The organism is Ruoffia sp. FAM 26255 (genome assembly GCF_045528525.1).
In the GTDB taxonomy this organism is placed as follows: domain Bacteria; phylum Bacillota; class Bacilli; order Lactobacillales; family Aerococcaceae; genus Ruoffia; species Ruoffia tabacinasalis.
This window is the reverse complement of record NZ_JBGQQX010000008.1, coordinates 33526-54087: the sequence shown is the minus strand read 5'-3', so window position 1 is coordinate 54087 and position 20562 is coordinate 33526. Positions and strand designations below refer to the sequence as shown.

At 35.8% G+C, this 20562-nt stretch carries 21 protein-coding genes; 18 read left to right on the top strand and 3 right to left on the bottom strand.

The genetic code is table 11. From position 1 onward, the window contains the following. Nucleotides 1–82: 82 nt before the first annotated feature. Genes ACEN31_RS02895 through pip form a run of 6 tightly spaced genes read left to right on the top strand, consistent with a single transcriptional unit; the run spans nt 83 to nt 6521 of the window. The gene (locus ACEN31_RS02895) at nt 83–1975 is read left to right on the top strand and encodes an ABC-F family ATP-binding cassette domain-containing protein (protein ID WP_407108590.1); all 1893 of its coding nucleotides are present in this window, start codon (nt 83–85) and stop codon (nt 1973–1975) included. Between the two features lie 16 nt (nt 1976–1991). After that, the gene (locus ACEN31_RS02890) at nt 1992–2936 is read left to right on the top strand and encodes a thymidylate synthase (RefSeq protein WP_407108589.1); all 945 of its coding nucleotides are present in this window, start codon (nt 1992–1994) and stop codon (nt 2934–2936) included. A 12-nt stretch (nt 2937–2948) separates the two neighbouring features. Further along, nucleotides 2949–3449: a dihydrofolate reductase gene (locus tag ACEN31_RS02885; protein WP_407108588.1), complete on the top strand. Its 501-nt coding sequence runs from the start codon at nt 2949–2951 to the stop codon at nt 3447–3449. Continuing rightward, the gene (gene purB, locus ACEN31_RS02880) at nt 3449–4747 is read left to right on the top strand and encodes an adenylosuccinate lyase (protein WP_407108587.1); all 1299 of its coding nucleotides are present in this window, start codon (nt 3449–3451) and stop codon (nt 4745–4747) included. The genes ACEN31_RS02885 and purB overlap by 1 nt, the downstream gene beginning before the upstream one ends. A gap of 15 nt (nt 4748–4762) precedes the next feature. After that, on the top strand, nt 4763–5569 hold the full coding sequence (gene proC, locus ACEN31_RS02875) for a pyrroline-5-carboxylate reductase (protein WP_407108586.1): 807 nt from the start codon (nt 4763–4765) through the stop codon (nt 5567–5569). A 13-nt stretch (nt 5570–5582) separates the two neighbouring features. After that, nucleotides 5583–6521 (top strand): prolyl aminopeptidase, encoded by a 939-nt coding sequence (pip, locus tag ACEN31_RS02870; protein ID WP_407108585.1) that lies wholly within the window; start codon nt 5583–5585, stop codon nt 6519–6521. A gap of 40 nt (nt 6522–6561) precedes the next feature. Here pip and ACEN31_RS02865 read toward each other — a convergent pair whose 3' ends face one another. Both ACEN31_RS02865 and ACEN31_RS02860 read right to left on the bottom strand, forming a co-directional pair. Beyond that, on the bottom strand, nt 6562–7206 hold the full coding sequence (locus ACEN31_RS02865; RefSeq protein WP_407108584.1) for a hemolysin III family protein: 645 nt from the start codon (nt 7204–7206) through the stop codon (nt 6562–6564). A gap of 107 nt (nt 7207–7313) precedes the next feature. Beyond that, complete coding sequence (locus ACEN31_RS02860) at nt 7314–7487, bottom strand: hypothetical protein (protein ID WP_171031222.1); 174 nt, start codon at nt 7485–7487, stop codon at nt 7314–7316. Nucleotides 7488–7690: 203 nt separating this feature from the next. On the opposite strand from ACEN31_RS02860, the gene ACEN31_RS02855 reads away from it, so the two are divergent. The 12 genes from ACEN31_RS02855 (at nt 7691) to ACEN31_RS02800 (ending at nt 19696) form a co-directional block, all read left to right on the top strand. Further along, a complete protein-coding gene (locus ACEN31_RS02855; RefSeq protein ID WP_407090181.1) occupies nt 7691–7912 on the top strand; it encodes a YozE family protein in 222 nt (73 codons plus the stop codon). Between the two features lie 14 nt (nt 7913–7926). Further along, nucleotides 7927–8646: a purine-nucleoside phosphorylase gene (deoD, locus tag ACEN31_RS02850; RefSeq protein WP_407108583.1), complete on the top strand. Its 720-nt coding sequence runs from the start codon at nt 7927–7929 to the stop codon at nt 8644–8646. 20 nt (nt 8647–8666) lie between these two features. Beyond that, on the top strand, nt 8667–10124 hold the full coding sequence (locus ACEN31_RS02845; RefSeq protein WP_407108582.1) for a S41 family peptidase: 1458 nt from the start codon (nt 8667–8669) through the stop codon (nt 10122–10124). After that, nucleotides 10121–10714, top strand: coding sequence for a signal peptidase I (lepB, locus tag ACEN31_RS02840; protein ID WP_407108581.1), 594 nt, complete (start codon nt 10121–10123; stop codon nt 10712–10714). The genes ACEN31_RS02845 and lepB overlap by 4 nt, the downstream gene beginning before the upstream one ends. Before the next feature lie 13 nt (nt 10715–10727). Beyond that, nucleotides 10728–11591 (top strand): ribosome biogenesis GTPase YlqF, encoded by an 864-nt coding sequence (ylqF, locus tag ACEN31_RS02835; RefSeq protein ID WP_407108580.1) that lies wholly within the window; start codon nt 10728–10730, stop codon nt 11589–11591. Next, nucleotides 11584–12381, top strand: a complete 798-nt coding sequence (locus ACEN31_RS02830; RefSeq protein WP_407108579.1) for a ribonuclease HII — start codon at nt 11584–11586, stop codon at nt 12379–12381. The genes ylqF and ACEN31_RS02830 overlap by 8 nt, the downstream gene beginning before the upstream one ends. 68 nt (nt 12382–12449) lie before the next feature. Next, on the top strand, nt 12450–13355 hold the full coding sequence (dprA, locus tag ACEN31_RS02825) for a DNA-processing protein DprA (protein WP_407108578.1): 906 nt from the start codon (nt 12450–12452) through the stop codon (nt 13353–13355). Between the two features lie 187 nt (nt 13356–13542). Then, complete coding sequence (gene topA, locus ACEN31_RS02820; protein WP_407108577.1) at nt 13543–15603, top strand: type I DNA topoisomerase; 2061 nt, start codon at nt 13543–13545, stop codon at nt 15601–15603. Nucleotides 15604–15878: 275 nt separating this feature from the next. Next, the gene (gene xerC, locus ACEN31_RS02815) at nt 15879–16799 is read left to right on the top strand and encodes a tyrosine recombinase XerC (protein WP_407108576.1); all 921 of its coding nucleotides are present in this window, start codon (nt 15879–15881) and stop codon (nt 16797–16799) included. A 2-nt stretch (nt 16800–16801) separates the two neighbouring features. Continuing rightward, nucleotides 16802–17329 (top strand): HslVU peptidase proteolytic subunit, encoded by a 528-nt coding sequence (gene hslV / locus ACEN31_RS02810; protein ID WP_197104414.1) that lies wholly within the window; start codon nt 16802–16804, stop codon nt 17327–17329. Between the two features lie 33 nt (nt 17330–17362). Beyond that, a complete protein-coding gene (gene hslU, locus ACEN31_RS02805; RefSeq protein WP_407108575.1) occupies nt 17363–18784 on the top strand; it encodes an ATP-dependent protease ATPase subunit HslU in 1422 nt (473 codons plus the stop codon). A 21-nt stretch (nt 18785–18805) separates the two neighbouring features. After that, nucleotides 18806–19696, top strand: coding sequence for an aldose 1-epimerase family protein (locus ACEN31_RS02800; RefSeq protein ID WP_407108574.1), 891 nt, complete (start codon nt 18806–18808; stop codon nt 19694–19696). Between the two features lie 75 nt (nt 19697–19771). Here ACEN31_RS02800 and plsY read toward each other — a convergent pair whose 3' ends face one another. Next, nucleotides 19772–20401 (bottom strand): glycerol-3-phosphate 1-O-acyltransferase PlsY, encoded by a 630-nt coding sequence (gene plsY, locus ACEN31_RS02795; protein WP_235888733.1) that lies wholly within the window; start codon nt 20399–20401, stop codon nt 19772–19774. Between the last annotated feature and the right edge of the window lie 161 nt (nt 20402–20562).

Below are 20562 nucleotides of genomic sequence, written 5' to 3'. Positions count from 1 at the left end.
ATTCTTAATCTAAGCTAAGGGGAATGGGATATTTTCAGTCTATCTATGTTATAATATAGTGAATTTAGCGAGGAGTTTTGATATGAAAGAATTAAAAATTACAAATTTACATAAAACTTACGGAACAAAAACTTTACTAGGTGGAGTTGACTTATCGATTCGCACAGGAGACCGAATTGGTTTGATTGGGCCAAACGGGACTGGGAAAAGTTCACTATTAAAAGTGATTGCCAATATCGATACATATGACGAGGGAGAGATACTCAAACCTAATGATTACCGCATTGGCTATTTGGATCAACATCCAGAATTAGATTTAGATAAGACGATATTAGAGACAGTCTATGATAGTCCAGCACCCCAAATTCAAAAGTTATTACGCTATGAAAAAGCACGCTTAGATTTGGAAAATGATCCTGAGAATCCGACCAATTTCGACCGCTTCACTAAGATGAGTGATGAAATGAATTTAAATAATGGTTGGGAAATTGAAGTGAATGCCAAAACAATCTTAAGTCAGCTTGGCCTGAATGATTTAAGTCGTCTCGTATCTACATGTTCAGGTGGGGAACGTAAACGTATTGGGATTGCTCAAGTGCTAATATCTGAACCTGATTTATTAATCTTAGATGAGCCAACAAACCATTTAGACATATCATCGATTCAATGGTTAGAGAAATATTTAGCTACTTATAAAGGAGCACTATTACTCGTAACGCATGATCGCTACTTCCTAGAGCGTTCAGTTAATAAAATTGTAGAACTAAACTTTGGAAAATTGAGAGAATATTCTGGGAATTATCAAGACTATTTAACTAAACGAAGCGAAGAAGCAGCCAATAACGAAAGAATGCAAGAGAAACAAAACCGCTTATTCCAACAAGAACTTAGTTGGATGCGCAAGGGTGCCAAAGCAAGAACCACTAAACAACAAGCACGTATCAATCGTTTTGAAGATTTAAAAGGTTCAATCGAATCACGTAATCAAGCAGATGAAGCGATTGATTTTAACTTTGATCAACAAAGAATCGGCCAAAGAATTATGGATTTAGAAAACGTCACTGTTGAGATTGGTGATAAAACTGTTATTGAGAACTTTACGAAAAGTTTTATCAAAGGCGAACGCCTAGGTATTATTGGTGAGAATGGTATCGGTAAATCAACCTTTTTAAACACCTTTGCTGGATTACATCCAATTACAAGTGGTGTGTATGAAATTGGACAAACAGTTAAGATGGCTTACTACCGTCAATTGGATCAAGACTTACCTGGTGAGATGCGTGTTCTAAAGTATTTAACACAAATTGCGGACGAATTCCAAACAGGTGGAGGCCAATCCGTATCAGCAGCATCAATGTTAGAGCAGTTTAACTTCCCTAGAGTGACTCATGGAACTCAAATTAAATATCTTTCAGGTGGCGAGCGCCGACGTTTATATTTACTGACATTATTAATCCAAGAACCAAACGTCTTGTTCTTAGATGAGCCAACGAATGACTTAGATATTGAAACACTTACAGTGCTTGAAGATTACTTAGATTCATTTGTCGGAGTCGTCATTATCGTATCCCATGACCGTTACTTCATTGATAAAACCGTGGATCAATTGTTAGACATTCAGGGTGAAGGTAAATTTAAGTTAATTTACGGAAATTATAGTGATTATTTAAATACTCAAAGTAAACCAGCACCTCAAACTGAGAAGACAGAAAGCAAAGAAGCTCCGAAAAAAGAAGTCGAAAAAGTAAAGACTGAGAAAAAACGTATGTCATATAATGAGAAAAAAGAATGGGCGACAATCGAAAAAGATATCGAAGAAACGGAAGCTGAAATTGAAACGACTCAAGCAGAAATGGCTACACAAGGTAGCGATGCTTACAGATTAATGGAATTACAAGAAAAGTTAGAAAGTCTAGAGTTAGCTTTATTAGAGTATTATGAACGTTATGAATACTTAAGTGAACTTTCATTATAGAAAGGATAATTATAGAATGACAACTCAATATCAAGATTTAGTAAGAAAAGTATTAAACGAAGGAACTAAAAAGGAGGACCGTACGGGTGTTGGAACGTTGAGCTTATTTGGTCACCAAATGCGCTTTAATCTCCAAGAAGGCTTTCCTTTATTAACATCTAAACGCGTTCCCTTTGGCCTCATTAAATCAGAATTACTTTGGTTTCTCCGTGGAGACACCAATATTCGCTACCTATTAGAAAATAATAATCATATATGGGATGAATGGGCATTTAAAAATTATGTTGAAAGTGATGCGTATGAAGGACCAGATATGACCGACTTCGGTAGACGTGCCTTAGTAGATGAAGCGTTTAAAGTGCAATATGATGAAGAAATGACTAAATTTCAAAATGAAATATTAACGAATGATGACTTTAGTGAAGAATTTGGTCACTTAGGCGATGTTTATGGTAAACAATGGCGTGCGTGGCAATTACGTAATGGTGAAACCCTTGATCAAATTAAAGTAGTCATTGATCAAATTAAAACAAATCCTGATTCAAGACGACACATTGTATCCGCTTGGAACCCTGAAGATGTTCCTTCAATGGCGTTACCTCCTTGCCATACTTTATTCCAATTCTATGTGGCAGATGGTAAATTAAGTTGTCAATTATATCAAAGAAGTGGCGATATCTTTTTAGGTATTCCATTTAATATTGCAAGTTATGCCTTAATAACGCATTTGATTGCGCGTGAAACTGGTTTGGACGTCGGAGATTTTGTTCATACGATTGGTGATGCTCATATTTATTCGAATCACCTTGAACAAGCTAAACTTTTATTAGAAAGAGACGTTAGACCATTACCTCAACTCGTTATTCAAAGTGAGGCTAAATTAGATGAAATTGAAAGCAATGAAATCAAAGTGGAAAATTACAATCCACATCCTTCAATCAAAGCACCAATCGCAGTTTAAGGAAGTGAAATTATGATAACATTTGTATATGCACAAGATTTAAATGGCGGGATTGGTTATCAAAATGACTTACCGTGGAATTTGCCAAATGATTTAAAATTCTTTAAAAAAACGACTATGGGGCACACAATGTTAATGGGTCGTCGAACATTTGAATCAATGAATAGACGACTGTTGCCGGGTCGAAAAACGGTTGTATTAACATCTGATAGATCTTATGGACAAGATATTCCAGAGTTAATAGTCGTTCATTCGATTGAAGATGTATTAGCTTTGTCAGAAGGCCGTAACTTAATGGTTATTGGTGGGGCTAAAGTTTTCCTATATTTAATTGATCATGCGGATCGAGTTGTAAGAACGGTTATCGAGGACGAATTTTTGAATGATGTTGTCATGCCTGAGATTAATGAAGATGACTGGGAATTAACGAAAGTCGTTCGAGGCGAAACGGATGAAAAAAATATTCATAAACACCGATATGAATGGTGGCAACGTAAGGAAGAGGGTAAATAATGACAATAGAACGTTATACAAGACCAGAAATGAAAGATATTTGGTCACTTGAGAAGAAATATGAAACATGGTTAGAAGTTGAGGTCGAAGCGTGTCAAGCTTGGGCAAACTTAGACGAAATCCCACAAGAAGATGTAGACAAGATAAGACAAAATGCGAGTTTTACTGTGGAGCGCATCTTAGAAATTGAAGAGGAAACGCGTCATGACGTTGTTGCGTTTACCCGTTGTGTGAGTGAAAGCTTGGGCGATGAAAGTAAATGGATTCACTACGGTTTAACAAGTACTGATGTAGTTGATACAGCTTACGGCTTCCAATTAAAACAAGTCAATGACATCTTAAGAAAAGATATTCAACGCATCATCGACGTCGTCGGTAAAAAAGCTAAAGAACATAAATATACGATTCAAATGGGAAGAACCCATGGTGTTCACGCAGAGCCAACAACTTTTGGTTTGAAATTAGCAGGTTTTTATTCAGAATTAAAACGTAATCAAAAACGTTTTGAAGAAGCGGCGAAAGAGGTTGAAGCAGGTAAGATTAGTGGTGCAGTTGGATCATTCGCTAATACACCTCCTGAAGTTGAAGCATATGTCTGTGAACAACTAGGTATTCGTGCCCAAGATATTTCAACCCAAGTACTACCACGTGATTTACATGCACATTACGTGGCGGTTATGGCGTTAATTGGAACAAGTATCGAACGTTTTGCGACTGAAATCAGAGGATTACAAAAAACTGAAACACGTGAAGTGGAAGAATATTTTGCTACAGGTCAAAAAGGCTCTTCAGCAATGCCTCACAAACGTAACCCGATAGGAAGTGAGAATGTCACTGGTTTAGCACGTGTCATGCGTGGCTATATGACACCAGCCTATGAAAATGTCTCTCTATGGCATGAACGTGATATTTCACATTCTTCTGCAGAGCGAATTATCTTACCAGATATAACAACTTTACTAAATTACCAACTTAATCGCTTCGCTAATATCGTTGAAAAATTAACTGTACTACCTGAGAATATGGAAAAAAACATGGCGAAAACCTATGGCCTAATTTATTCACAACGCGTCATGTTATCATTAATCGATGCAGGTCTAACACGTGAAGCAGCCTATGATTTAGTTCAACCACTGACTAAGATTGCTTGGGATGAATCAAAATCATTTGAAGAATTAGTAAAAGAAAATGAAACAATTAATGAAAAATTATCAAAAGATGAAGTGAATCATTTATTTGATCCTTCATACCATTTAACACAAGTAGATGCTATATTTAAACGTGTGGGACTAGACTAAAGAAAGAGGGATAACATGCCAACAATTGGAATGATCGGCGTCGGTAATATGGGATCTGCTATTGCAAAAGCAATACTTAAAGCAGGATACTCGATGATATTACATAACCGCACACAAGAGAAATTAGCCGTCTTAGCTGAACAAGTTGGCGCAGACGTTGTCGGATCAGAATCATTGGATGAATTAATTAATGAATCAGACATCATCTTTATTGGGGTGAAACCTAATCAATTTGGAACGATCTTTGAACAACTCGATGATTTAGTCATTGAATCTAAACCTAAAACTTGGGTGAGTATGGCTGCTGGGTTATCAATCGAGCAATTAGAAGCCTTTACACCCGCTTCTCATAAATGGATTCGCACCATGCCAAATACGCCAGTCGAAATTGGCGAAGGATATATTGCTTATTGTACGTCAGATAATATTGATGATGAAAAAGTAGAACTCTTCGAAAAAAGTCTACAGTATGCAGGTATCGTCGAAGCGATACCAGAATCACTTTTTAATGCTGTAACTGGTTTAGCCGGGTCGAGCCCAGCCTTCATATATCAACTGATAGAGGCGATGAGCGACGTTGGAGTAGAACATGGACTCTCACGTGAGCAGAGTCGTAAAATGGCGTCACAGGCTGTAAAAGGCGCTTCTAGCATGGTTATAGAGACGGGTATGCATCCAGGCGAACTGAAAGATAAAGTAACTAGCCCAAATGGCACGACAATTGCGGGTGTTGTTGCGCTTGAACATGCTGGATTTAAATCAGCGATTAACAAAGGCGTAACAGCAGCTATTAATAAATCTATTCAAATGAGTAAGAAATAGAGGGAGAAAAAATATGACACTTGGTTACTTAAATACACCAGTAAATGAGAGTTATCATATTGATGTCACTGATGGTCATTCTTTATATGTTGAAGAATGTGGGAATCCAGAGGGTATTCCAGTAGTATTGCTACATGGTGGTCCTGGGGGAGCTATTAGTGAGAAATCACGTCGTTTTTTTAACCCAGAGAAATACCGGATTATTTTATTTGATCAAAGAGGGACAGGACGCAGCAAACCCTTTTTATCACTTGAGAACAATACAGTTGATGCGAGTGTCGAGGACTTAGAAGCCATTCGTCTCCATTGTCACATTGACTCGTGGATTGTCTTTGGTGGAAGTTACGGTTCAACATTAGCCTTAGCATACGCTATTAAATATCAAGAAAAAGTGAAGCATCTTGTTTTGCGAGGAATATTCTTAGGCCGACAAGCGGATATTGATTGGTTGTTTAAGTTTGGTGCGAGTGAGTTTTATCCTGCTGAATTTGAACAATATAAATCATTTATCGCAGAAGATAGACAAAGTAACTTAATCAGTGCCTATTATGAACTAATGACTCAAGGAAGTGACGAGGAACGAGAAGCAGCGGCCCAACAATGGAATATTTGGGAATCTAGCCTAGTGTTACATAGACCAGTTAAACAAGAAGTGTCTCCAGTTAAACTAGGGGATTTATCACTTGGCTTATTAGAAGCGCATTACTTCAAACACCACATGCTTTGGGATGATGATAATTATTTGCTGAATCATGTTTCAGTCTTAAAAGATATTCCAATTCATATTGTCCATGGACGGTATGATGTTGATTGTCGAGTGAGTGGGGCGTATGAGTTACAACAACAGTTACCACATGCTTCATTAGAAGTTATTGAAGAAGCAGGACACTCCCCCTTTGAAGACAATATGATGAGTGCACTCCTTAACATAATGGATACGATAGCAAAATAAAAACATCCATTCGTTTCAACTGAAACGGATGGATGTTTCTTTATACGTAGAATAATACGCTGATATACATGAAGAAAGCACCAGCCATAACAAACAAGTGCCAAATAATGTGCATCCATTTGTTATTTTTCATACTATAAAAGATTGTACCTAAGGAATAAACAATACCACCAATCGCGAGTAACGCAATACCTGTAATTTCGATGGTTTGTAAGAGTGGGTAGATAATTGTAACGCCTAACCAACCTAATCCTAAGTACATAAAAGTACTTAAACGAGGAAACTTATTAATATGGAAAAGTTCGAAAAAGATTCCAACCAAAGCTAAGCCCCAAACTAAAATTAAGAAAAATAGTCCTAATCGTCCGCCAACACCAATAACAACGTATGGTGTATAAGTACCTGCAATCAAAATATAAATGGCACTGTGATCTAAACGTTGAAAAAAGTCTTTGAATTTCGTAAAACTTAAACTATGGTAAAGGGTAGAATTCAGAAAAAGTATGACTAAACTTGCGCCGTAAACGATATAAGCAACAATGGCAGTGGGTGAAGATAGATCAATTCCTTTTATGATAAGTAGGATTAACCCTACAATACTAAGAATCGTTCCAACACCGTGAGTCATTGCGTTCAATACTTCAACTAGTATTGCTTTACCTTTTGATTGTGATTTATTATCCATCTACTCACCTTCCTAGTGACTTTTTAATTCTATTTTAATTATACCAAATAGAAAGCAATAAACATAACTTTCATATAGTAAATAGTCTAATAAATCTTTATAACAGATTATTTGCGTTCTATTTTCCAGTCATATTCGGCGAGTTGGCCGAATAACTCAGGTTTTTCAGCAAAATTCTCCATAGCCATATCAATTAATTCGTAATCTAGTAAATCACCAGAATTCTCGAATTCAAACTCAACATTTCCAGTAAATGTAACATGCACAACGGCTTTTCCCATAGTTTTTCTCCTTCATGGTAACATAAGATAAAGTTAATTATAGATATGAAAAAGACAAAGTCAATCTGATATATAAAAACATTTGTAATTAGTTAAAAACTAAGATATAACTAATAGAATGATAAGTTTTGTTTTGATTATTTAAATACGATGTTATAATAAATTCATGACTTATTAAGGATAAATTGAAAGTAGGTAATTTAATGCGACCTTCGTTTTACGAATATATTCTTAGATATGTGAATCATGATGCTAATGATCCAGTTAGTCGTCTTGCAAATCGCATACATTCCGATCAAAGTTTCCCAAAGAAGAGTGAAAGCTTTGACGAAGTATCAACATACTTGGAATCATCGCCAGAGTATAGTAAATTATTAGTCATTTTTGATGATACTTGGCAATCATATCAATTTGATAATTTTTAAGGAGGAATAATAAAATGAGTGTACATATTGGAGCAAAAAAAGGTGACATTGCAAAAACAGTTCTATTTCCAGGAGATCCATTAAGAGCAAAATTTATTGCGGAGACATTCTTAGAGAATGTAACACAATACAATACCGTTCGTAATATGTTTGGTTATACAGGAGAATATAATGGAGTAAAAATATCAGTTCAAGGATCTGGTATGGGTATCCCTTCTGCGATGTTATATGCCGAAGAGTTATATACTGAATATGAGGTTGAAACGATTATCCGTATTGGTTCTGCTGGTGGTATGAAAAACGAAGTTAAAGTTCGTGATATTGTATTTGGTCAGGGAGCAACGACAGATTCAAGCATCCTACAAAATATCTTTAACGGACAAGTACATTATTCCGCCATCGCTAATTTCGATGTTTTAGATATTGCTTATCATTTAGCGGCCGAATCATTAAGTGAAGATGATATCCATGTTGGAAATATCTTATCAAGTGATCGTTTCTATAATGAAGAGATGGACAAGAAAAAATTAGCAGATTACGGTGTTTTAGCGGTTGAAATGGAAGCAGCAGGACTTTATGCTGTTGCAGCAAAACATAACCGTAAAGCTTTGGCTATGTGTACAATAAGTGATCATCTAATCACTGGTGAGGAAACAACAGCTGAAGAACGTCAAAATACATTTACACAAATGATGAAAATCGCTTTAGAAACTGCAGTGAAACTAGATAAATAGAAAAAAACTGAGGCGAGAATATGAAAAAAAGCTTTAAATATGGGTCTATTGCCTCGATCGTCGTTATTTTCGCCTTTGTATTTTTCGGTTCATCTTCATTGACAGAAGTTCAAGGTTTTGAATGGTTGTTTGGTGACGAAGAAGCGAACGTAGAGGAATTGAGTGACGAAGATATTCAAAATTTTATGGATAATTACTATGCCATTCAACAATTCTATATTGAAGATGTGAGTAAAGACCAATTAATGGAAGGTGCATTGAAAGGGATGGTAGATTCCATCGGTGACCCTTATTCTGAGTATTTAAATGCCCAAGAATCGGCGGATATGAATGAAACTGTTGAAGGTTCTTTCCAAGGTGTCGGAATTCAAATTATGGCGAGCGATGACAAAATTGTCATTGTAACGCCTATTGATGGGACACCAGCCAGTGAAGCCGGAATTCAACCAAATGATATAATTCTTGAAGCGGATGGTACTGAGTTAACAGGGATGGATACGAATGAAGTAGTTGATTTAATTCGTGGTCACGAAGGAACCACAGTGAATTTGTTAATTCAACGTGGTTCTTCGGAATTTAATGTTGAATTAGAACGCGCCGAAATTCCAATCACAACAGTTACAGGTGAGTTGGATGAAGAAGATGCTACCATCGGAAATGTTCAAATTACTCAGTTCAATGGTACGACCTATGATGAATTAGTATCAGCTGTTGAAGATTTACGAGAACAAGGTGCAACCTCCTTTGTATTCGATTTAAGATATAATCCTGGTGGATTATTAGATCAAGGATTAGCTATCAGCAATATGTTCTTAGAAGACGATGAAATTATTATGCAAATGGAAGAAAGTGGGACAACAACTTCCACGTATGTTGCGAATGATTCAGAATACGGAGACTTCCAAATTACTGAACCATATGTCTTGTTAATTAATGAAGGTAGTGCGAGTGCCAGTGAAATTTTAACTGCTGCAATTAAAGAAAATACTGACGCACCTATTGTAGGTACAACTAGTTTTGGTAAAGGTTCGGTACAAACTATCTTAAATCCGACTGATTTCGGAGAGTTAAAACTAACTTTTGCGCGTTGGTTAACACCAAGCGGTGAGTGGATTCATGAAGTAGGGGTTGAACCTACGGTTCAAGTAGAAGGTCATCCAATAGAAACGTCAATTATACTGAACTCTGAAGAAGTACTTGTTTTAGGCGATGGCTCTGATCAAGTTGAATCGCTTACAAATATGTTAGATGCGTTTGGCTATGAAGTGAATGTCGGAACATACTTTGATGAATCAATACAAACAGCCGTCGAGCAATTTCAAGAAGATAATGATTTAGAAGTCACTGGCGAAGTGACGGGAGAAACTGCCACGACTTTAAATACAAAGGCTAGAGAATATATTCAAGAAAATGACGCTCAATATGATGCTGCCGTGGATGTGTTAGTTGAGTTAGTTTCTAAAGGTGAAGCAGCATGAGCTTGCTCAAATATCTAATTAATGAATTAGTGAGTATCATATTTGCCGTATTGGTTGCAGTGCTAATATTTTTAGCACTGCGCCATTATGTTTTACAGCCGTTTCAAGTTGAAGGTAGTTCAATGGAACCACAATTACATAATCAAGATCAAATGGTTATGTTGAGAAATAAAGACATAGAACGCTACGATGTTGTAGTATTTCCAGACCCTAGAGGTTCGGGGGATTCATATGTGAACCGGATTATTGGAGAACCAGGAGATGAGATATACTTTTCAAATGATACATTATATTTGAATAATCAACCGGTTGAAGAACCGTATTTAGAACCCCTCAAATCAGAAACTGAGGGGAAATTTACTGAAGATTTCAGTTTATGGGATACTTTAGGTTTGACGGAAGTTCCAGAAGATTATTACTTTGTAATGGGGGACAATCGACCCTATTCGGGTGATAGCCGTCAGTTTGGACTCATTCAAGCCGAAGATATTCAAGGTGTAACTAATTTTGTCTACTTTCCTTTCGAGCGATTTGGTAAGATAGAAGAGTATAATTTAACAGAGGATGGAACAGTAAACATTTTAGAATAGAGGTGGATATTTTATGTCATCAAATATTATACAGTGGTTTCCCGGACATATGGCGAAAGCAAGGCGTGAAGCTACAGAAAAAATGCATCTAGTTGATGTTGTTATTGAATTAGTTGACGCTAGAATCCCAGAATCAAGTCGTAATCCGATGATTAATGAGATTGTTGGAAACAAACCAAGAATTATTGCATTGAATAAAAGTGATTTAGCTGATAATGAAGTAACGAATCTATGGTTAGACTATTATGAATCACAAGATATACCTGCTGTCGCGATTGACTCGCAACACAATAAGGGTTTACGAAAACTTCAACAAAGAATCCAGGCAATTATGGCGGATTACTTTGAGAAGCAAAAAGAACGCGGCGTTAAACCAAGGGCTATTCGTTTGATGATTCTTGGAATTCCCAATGTTGGTAAGTCTACTTTGATTAATCGTTTTGTTGGGAAAAACCAAGCGCAAACAGGGAACAAGCCAGGGGTCACAAAAGCCCAACGTTGGTTAAAAATTAATAAAGACTTTGAATTATTAGATACACCTGGTATTCTATGGCCTAAATTCGAAGATCCAAATGTTGGAACTAAATTGGGTATTACAGGTGCGATTAAAGATACATTATTATATATGGACGATCTTGCTTTATTTTTACTTGCATACTACCAAGAGAATCATGTAGATCTTTTAGTTAACAGATACAATGTGACTCAAGACGATGTATTAAATAATACACCGGTAGACTTATTAATTAAAATTACCGAAAAAATGAACTTGAGAGATGACTATGAAGCCGCAAGCCAAAGAATCATCTTTGATTACCGAAAAAATAACTTAGGCTCAGTGACATTAGATAAAGTTGAGCAAGTGACACATGAGTAAAATGACTATCAAAGACATCAAGGAATTGTTATCTAATGAAGAATTGACGGAAGCTCAATTGACTGAGTTAAAACTAGACGAACGCAAAGGTGTTCAGAAATTATTAAAGCAATTCGAAATTAAAAAACAAAACTTAGCAAAACAATTACTTGAGCATCAGACGAGAGTAGAATTCGAACTTGATCTCTATGCTAAGAAAAATCTATCGTATATTGCAGGAATTGATGAAGTTGGGCGAGGCCCACTTGCTGGCCCGGTTGTTGCAGCGAGTGTTATATTACCTCGAGAAATGGATGAACTTGTTGGAATCAATGATTCCAAATCATTGTCACACGCTAAAAGAGTTGAATACGCTCAATTAATTGAAAAAGTAGCAATTGCATATAGCATTATTGAAATAGATAACTCTGTTATTGATAAAGTCAATATATTGGAAGCTACTAAGGTAGCAATGCTAAAAAGTGTAAGTGACTTACCAATTAAGCCACAACACTTGTTAATTGATGCACTTAATTTGAACACTGATATTCCACAAACTAAAATAATTAAAGGTGACGAACGATCGATTTCTATTGCAGCAGCAAGTATCATAGCAAAAGTACATCGTGATGAGCTAATGTTAAGTTATCATCAGTTATATCCGGAATTCGAATTTGATAAAAATATGGGTTATGGGACAAAAAATCACTTAGATGCCTTACAACAATTTGGCTATACTCCGATTCATAGACAGTCATTTTCACCCGTAAGTCATACGACATCAATATATAATAGAAGAAAGACGAAATAATTTAAATTATTTCGTCTTTTTTTAATGGATTTGTCTCTTTTTTTTGTATATATATATGGAGGTGTAATATGAAATTAAAAATTAAAGAACAACTTATTTTTCTAAAAGCAAAAAATGTATCGCACAAAGTTTTGGCGACCTACTTAGAAGTTATTATGGATTATCGATTATTAAGAGAAGAACTTGAACCCCTAGAGTGTCAAAAAATATTGATTGAGGTTAGACAAACAAAACAAGTAAAACTAACAGTGGAAGCAAATTTTAATCATATTCGTTTAGCCGATTTAACGACTTTAACTCAATTAGCACAGTATTCCATTATGATCGGTGAATATCATTATCCGATGTTATGGTATCATACGGCACAGCCACCTATACTTGTCTTTTACAGAGGAGACATAGGGCTTATAAGGGAACCGAAAGTATCTGTCATTGGAACACGACAAATGACTACTTACGGAAAGACAGTCACTCGTGAGATTATAAATGCCTTGTCAAAAGAAACATGGGTGAGCGTATCAGGATTAGCCTTAGGTGTAGATGCTTCAGTTCATGAGTATACCCTTGAACATCCCAATGGCAGAAGTATCGCGATCATTCCTTGTGGCTTAGACTATTATTACCCAAGAGCGAATAAATACATTCAAAAAAGAATGGAACAACAGGACCTCATTCTAAGTGAATATATGCCAAATATAAAGCCAATGAAACATCATTTTGTATTGAGGAATCGGTTAGTTGCCGGCATATCCAAAGCAACCATTGTCATTGAAGCAGCACAAAGAAGCGGTAGCTTAATTACTGCTAATTATGCTTTGCAGTATAACCGCGAAGTCTTTGCTGTACCTGGACGTATCACAGATGATCAATCAAGAGGTTGTAATGACTTAATCCAAATCGGAGCGACACCCGTATTGGATATTCCATCGATGATTGATGAATTAAAGGAAATCTTTCAAATGCAAGGCTATTAATTTAATGACACGTATATATATAAGAAAAAATTCATTTAAACTTTAATTTATTGTCTATATAATGGATAGAAAAATATAAAGTTGAAATTTAATATTTGACATCAATATCAGAATGGACTAATATGTTTACGATTTTATAAATTAAACATATCCAAAAATAAAAATAATTTAAAGGAGTTGATTGAGGGTGGCATATAAATACTTAGTCATCGTCGAATCACCAACCAAAGCTAAAACAATAGATAAATATTTAGGAAGAAACTATAAAGTTGTAGCGAGTAAAGGTCACTTAAGAGATTTACCAAAAAGTAAGATGGGGATTGATTTTGAAAATAATTTTGATCCTCAATATATAACTATACGTGGCCGCGGTGATACCGTTAAAGAATTAAAAAAATTAGCTAAAAAAGCTGAAAAAGTCTATCTCGCAGCCGATCCGGACCGCGAAGGGGAAGCAATTGCTTGGCATTTAAGCTATATTCTAGGCTTAAAAGAAGGAGACAAAAACCGCGTTGTATTTAACGAAGTTACTAAAGATGCTGTAAAAGATGCATTTAAAAATCCGAGAGACATCAATCAGGATTTAGTTGATTCACAACAAGCACGACGTATCTTAGATCGTATTGTTGGTTATTCAATTTCTCCTCTATTATGGAAGAAAATTAAAGGTGGATTAAGTGCCGGACGTGTTCAATCAACGGCTTTAAAATTAATTATCGATCGTGAACACGAAATCCGTGCGTTTAAACCGGAAGAATACTGGTCAATTCCTACTAAATTCAAAAAAGGTCGCACGAGTTTTGAAGCACAATTCTATGGTGAGAATGGTAAAAAGGTTGAACTGACTTCTGAAGAGCAAGTCAAAGGGATCTTAGATAAACTCGATCAAGATAAAGACTTTAAAATTGTTGATATCGAAGAAAAAGAACGTCGTCGAAAATCACCAAAACCATATACGACAAGTACACTTCAACAAGATGCATCAAACCGAATTAATTTCCGAGCTGGGAAAACGATGATGATTGCACAGCAATTATATGAAGGGATTGCGATTGGGAAGAATACGATTGGTTTAATTACTTATATGCGTACAGACTCAACACGTATTTCTCAAACCGCTAAAGCAAGTTCAAGTAATTATATTAAAGAGAAATTTGGTCAAGAGTATCTTGGACAAGGTACAGCGGTGACAAATTCTGCAAACACACAAGATGCCCATGAGGCGATTCGTCCTTCAGATGTGACTTTAGCGCCGGATGACATTAAAGAATATCTATCGCGTGATCAATTTAGATTATATTCATTAATTTGGTCACGTTTCGTAGCGAGCCAAATGACAGATGCTGTGTATGACACAATTCGTGCTGACATCACTCAAAACGACGTGAATTTTCGTGCGAATGGCTCTCGAATAAAATTCGAAGGGTTCTTAAAAGTATATGAATCTAAATCTAAAAAAGATAATTACTTACCAGACTTATCTGTAGACGATTTAGTTAAACTTGCTGAAATTAATCCAGAACAACACTTTACTCAACCACCTGCTCGATACAATGAAGCAAGTTTAGTGAAGGTACTTGAAGAATTAGGTGTCGGTCGTCCGTCAACTTATGCACCAACACTTGAAACATTGAGAAAAAGATACTATGTTAAAATGGTCGCAAAACGATTTGAACCGACAGAACTTGGTGAAATTGTTAATAGTGTGATGGTAGAGTTCTTCCCAGATATCGTTGATACTGACTTTACTGCTGGTATGGAAAGAGGCTTGGATGAGGTTGAAGACGGTAAGCAAAATTGGGTTAAATTGTTAGACGAATTCTATACTGGCTTCGATAAAGAAATTAAACAAGCTGAAGTTAATATGGAAGAAATCGAAATTAAAGATGAACCTGCTGGCTTTGATTGTGATGTTTGCGGACATCCAATGGTAATTAAAATTGGCCGTTATGGTAAATTCTACGCATGTAGTGCTTTCCCAGACTGTCGAAATACGAAAGCCATCGTTAAGAAGATCGGCGTTACTTGTCCAACATGTAAAGAAGGCGAAGTTGTTGAGCGTAAATCTAAGAAAAATAGAATTTTCTATGGATGTACTCGCTATCCTGAATGTGACTTTGTTTCATGGGATAAACCAATTGCACGTTCTTGTCCAAAATGTGATCACTTCTTAACTGAAAAAGTAACAAGAAAAGGTAGTCAAGTGAAATGTAGTAACTGTGATTACGCTGAAGAATTAGTAAATTAATCCAATTTGCGATAACTATTCAATTGAGTAGTTATCGTTTTTTTATTTATAAATTTCATATTTAGTTTATGAAAACGTGTTAAACTAATAAAGTACTATAAAAATGATACGGTTTTCATATTAATCAGACCTTGGAAGGATTACAAAATGCATTTTAATTGATAGAATGTTAAAAGGTACTGTAAAATGGTATGGACCTTTTTTATAGGATTAACTTAAAAGTAAAAATATTGCGATAGATGCATGAAAGACTTATAGTTGAAATGAGGGATAGAATGGAAGAATATATGAGTCAATTTCTAAATCATATTGAGAATGAACGACGTTACTCTAAACAAACTGTCCTGGCCTATTCAAAAGACTTGAAGGAATTTCATAATTTTTTAAAAAGTTCTGGAGAAACAGATATTTCAAAATTAGTCTATCAAGATTTTAGACTATTTTTAGCTTTTTTAAATGAGAGAGAATTAGCCCGAACAACCATTTCTAGAAAGTTATCAAGTTTACGAGTATTTTTTAAATACGCTTTAAGAATGGAATGGATCGAAAGTAATCCAATGGAGTTAATTCAATACAGTGTTAAAAAACAACATTTACCTGAATTTTTTTATGAAGATGAGATGCGAGAATTATTTACAGCGATTGAAGATTCAGAGTTACCCATGCAGTTGTTACATAGTGCATTGGTAGAGTTACTCTATGCCACTGGAATGCGAGTTAGTGAGTTAACTAACTTGACACTCCAGCAAGTAGATTACGATATGTCACTAGTTCGAGTGATTGGTAAAGGGAATAAAGAACGCATTATTCCTGTAGGCGATCTTGCATTAAAAAGCTTAGCAACATATATTCAAGAATTAAGACCAGAACTTGTTGCTAAAAGTAAGCCAGAAGATAGGAATTATGTTTTTTTATCAAAAACGGGCTTACAACTAAGTCCAACGCAAGTTAGGAAGATACTTAATTCCATCGTTAAAGAAGCAGGACTAAACCTTTCAATTCATCCTCATAAACTTCGCCATACATTTGCGACGCATTTATTGAATAATGGAGCAGATATGCGGAGTGTGCAGGAATTATTAGGACACGAAGACTTAAGTTCAACGCAAGTTTATACACATGTAACAAAAGATCGTTTAAGGAGCACTTATTTAAATGTGTTTCCAAGAGCAAAGCGACAATCTAAGGAGGAATAATAATGACAACAATATGTGCAGTTAAAAAAGATAATAAAGTAGCAATGGCCGGAGACGGTCAAGTAACAATGGGTGAAAGTGTTATTATGAAAGGTGGCGCCAAGAAATTACGCCGTATTTATAATAATGATGTCATTGTTGGCTTTGCTGGTGGAGTCGCTGATGCGATTACCTTATCAGAAATGTTTGAAGAAAAACTTCAAGCGCATCAAGGACAATTAGCTCGTGCAGCTGTAGAGGTTGCTAAACAATGGCGCACAGACCGTTCACTTCAAAAATTAGAAGCATTATTAATCGTTATGGACCGCAACAACATCTTACTTGTTAGTGGGACGGGTGAAGTCATTGAACCAGATGATGGCGTCTTAACGATTGGATCAGGAGGTAACTTTGCCTTATCTGCAGCCAGAGCAATGTTAAGATATGGTAACTTATCTGCGGAAGAGATTGCCAAAAACTCTTTACAAATTGCAAGTGAGATTGATGTATTTACAAACGATAATATTATTGTCGAATCATTTAAAGATTAATTTATACAATTACAGATTTACTAGGAGGATATCATGGATAACTTAACACCAAGAAAAATTGTGGAAGCTTTAGATCAATATATTGTTGGTCAAGGTGACGCAAAACGATCAGTTGCCATCGCATTACGAAATCGAATTCGTCGACTAAAACTCGATGATGAATTACAAAGAGAAGTAAAACCTAAGAATTTACTTATGATTGGACCAACTGGGGTAGGTAAGACTGAGATTGCAAGACGTTTAGCTGACATTGCTCAAGCGCCTTTCATTAAAGTAGAAGCAACGAAATTTACAGAAGTAGGTTATGTGGGTCGAGACGTTGAATCAATGGTTCGTGACTTAGTTGAGAATAGTATTCGTCTACTTAAGAAACAGAAACAAGAAGAAGTTAAAGAGACAGCTGAAGCCAAAGCGATTGAACGCATCGCGAAAGCATTGAAACCAGGTGAAAAACCTGCTAAAGCTGAGTCAACTTTGCAACAAAACCAAGCAAATCCTTTTGGAAACTTTGCGGAAATGTTTAAGCAAATGAATCCCGCAGGAAATGACGTTGAGGAAGAAGAAGAGGAAATTGTCACAGAAGAAGTTGCAGCCACTCGTCGTGCCATTCGTCAACAAATTCGTGAAGGTAAGTTAGATAATCATGAAGTGACAATTAAAATGGAAGAGAAAAAGCTTCAATTAAATAGTATGAATCCAGCAATGGAACAAATGATGGACATGCAAGAAAGTTTAAATGCGCTCAAGCCTAAAAAGAAAATTGAACGTACTATTACCGTTGCAGAAGCAATCAAATTACTGACAGAAGAAGAAGCAGATAAATTAATCAATCAAGATGATATTAATCAAAAAGCCTTAGAACTTGCACAAAGTAATGGAATTATCTTTATTGATGAGATTGATAAAATTGCATCAAAAAACCAAAACAGTGGTGAAGTCAGCCGTCAAGGTGTTCAACGAGATATCTTACCAATCGTTGAAGGAAGTCAAGTTCAAACTAAATATGGTATTATCGAAACGGATCATATCTTATTCATTGGATCGGGTGCTTTCCATGAATCAAAACCATCTGATTTAATCCCTGAGTTACAAGGACGCTTCCCGATTCGTGTGAATCTAGATGACTTAACTGGCAGTGACTTTGTAAGTATCTTAACAGAGCCTAAGAACGCTTTAATTAAACAATACGAAGCGATGTTAGCCACTGAAGGTGTAGAGATTCATTTCACTGAAGCTGCGATTGAAAAACTAGCAGAATATGCGGTACGCTTAAATGATACAACTGATAACATTGGAGCGAGACGCCTGCATACTATCCTAGAAACAGTCTTGGAAGAATTATTATTCGAATCAGCTGAAATGCAAATGGGAGAAATTGAAATTACAGAACAATACGTTGAGCAACGACTAGAGAAAATCGTTGAAAACCGTGATTTAAGTCACTATATCTTATAATAGAAACTGGGAGGAACCTAAATGATTACTTTAGAAAATGACTATTTAATCGTTAAAATTAAAGAAGAAGGTGCCGAACTCGTTTCAATCGTCGATAAGAAAACGGATTATGAATTCTTATGGCAAGCCGATGAAAAGTATTGGGCAAGACATGCACCGGTGTTATTTCCAATTGTCGGAAAGTTAAAAGATGACACTTACCAATACGATGACAAAGAATATCATATGACTCAACATGGCTTTGCTAGGGATTTACCATTTCACGTTCAAAATGTAACGAGTAATTCAGCAAGTTTATATTTAAAAAATACGGATGAAACACATGAGAAGTATCCTTTTGAATTTAGCTTACAAATTAACTACATCTTGCATTACTCTAGCATTACGGTAAGTTATGAGATACTCAATCCATCTACAGATAAGACTTTATATTATAGTATTGGAGGGCATCCTGCTTTTAATGTAAGTCAATCTCCATCAGGTTCTAAAGAAGAATTTGATGATGTCTCTTTCAGATTCGAACCTGCGGGTCAATATTTGCAAATTCCGCTAAGTAAAGACGGTTTGACGACACCAAATAAAGCGAAATATGTCGAAGTGAACGAAGTTCCGTTAAAACATACAACATTCAAAAACGACGCTTTAATTTATCAAATCAGTCAGCAAACTGAGATAGTATTAGAAGATAAAGCAAATGATGTCGCAATTAGAATGAAGCCAAATCGCATGGATTTTGTTGGGATTTGGTCACCATATCCTAAACGTGCGCCTTTCGTTTGTATTGAACCTTGGTCGGGTATTGCAGATCCTGATAATACAACGGGTCATTTAGCTGAAAAATATGCTATTCACGAATTACGTGCGTCGCAATTGATGACACATGACTACACAATGTCATTTAGCAAAAATTAACCGATAAAAAAACCGCCTTTTATTAGATAATCTCTACTATAAAGTAGAACTTATCGCCCAAGGCGGTTTTTTGATTTAATTTTTTGGTTTATTCAATCCCCAATTAATACGACTTTCATTTCCTTTTAAAAGTCTTTGGATATTTGTACGATGACGATACAGAAGTAACAGTGCAATAAGTATGAAACCTACTTTGTAAACAGGTTCCGGATTTGTAATCGCAATATATAGTGCTATGATAGAATAGCTTGTCATCGACGATAGACTGACTGTACTTGTTAAGAATATCAGAAGACCTAAGATTAAAACTAAAGCTAATGCGAGATAAATATTAAATGCGACTAATACGCCGATTGAAGTTGCGACAATTTTTCCACCGCGAAAGCCAGCCCATAAAGGGTAAGAATGCCCAATAACACAAGCTAAGGCAGTCGCCATTATAATTAACGGAGACTCGGGGAATAAATTTTTTGCAATGAGTACTGGGATTAAACCTTTCAGTACATCAACAATCGTTACCATGACTGCCGCACGAAAACCAAAATTTCGTCCAACATTGGTTGCGCCACTGCCTCCACTACCTAAAGAGCGGACATCAATATCATGACGTGTTCTTGAATAAAGTACGCCAGTAGGAAATGATCCAATACAGTATGCTAAGATGACCCATACGAAAGGCCAGATATTATTCATTATTGTTTCCATAGCAACCTCCTAATAACTGGCTTTATTTTACCATATAAAATTTAATTAATATAGATAATTTAATATAGTGAAAGGTCATTAATATGTATTGGATATTAAAAGAGTTTGCAATATCTTAGTTCTTTGTATAAAATTCAAAAGGTCAAACGCAATGAAATCGT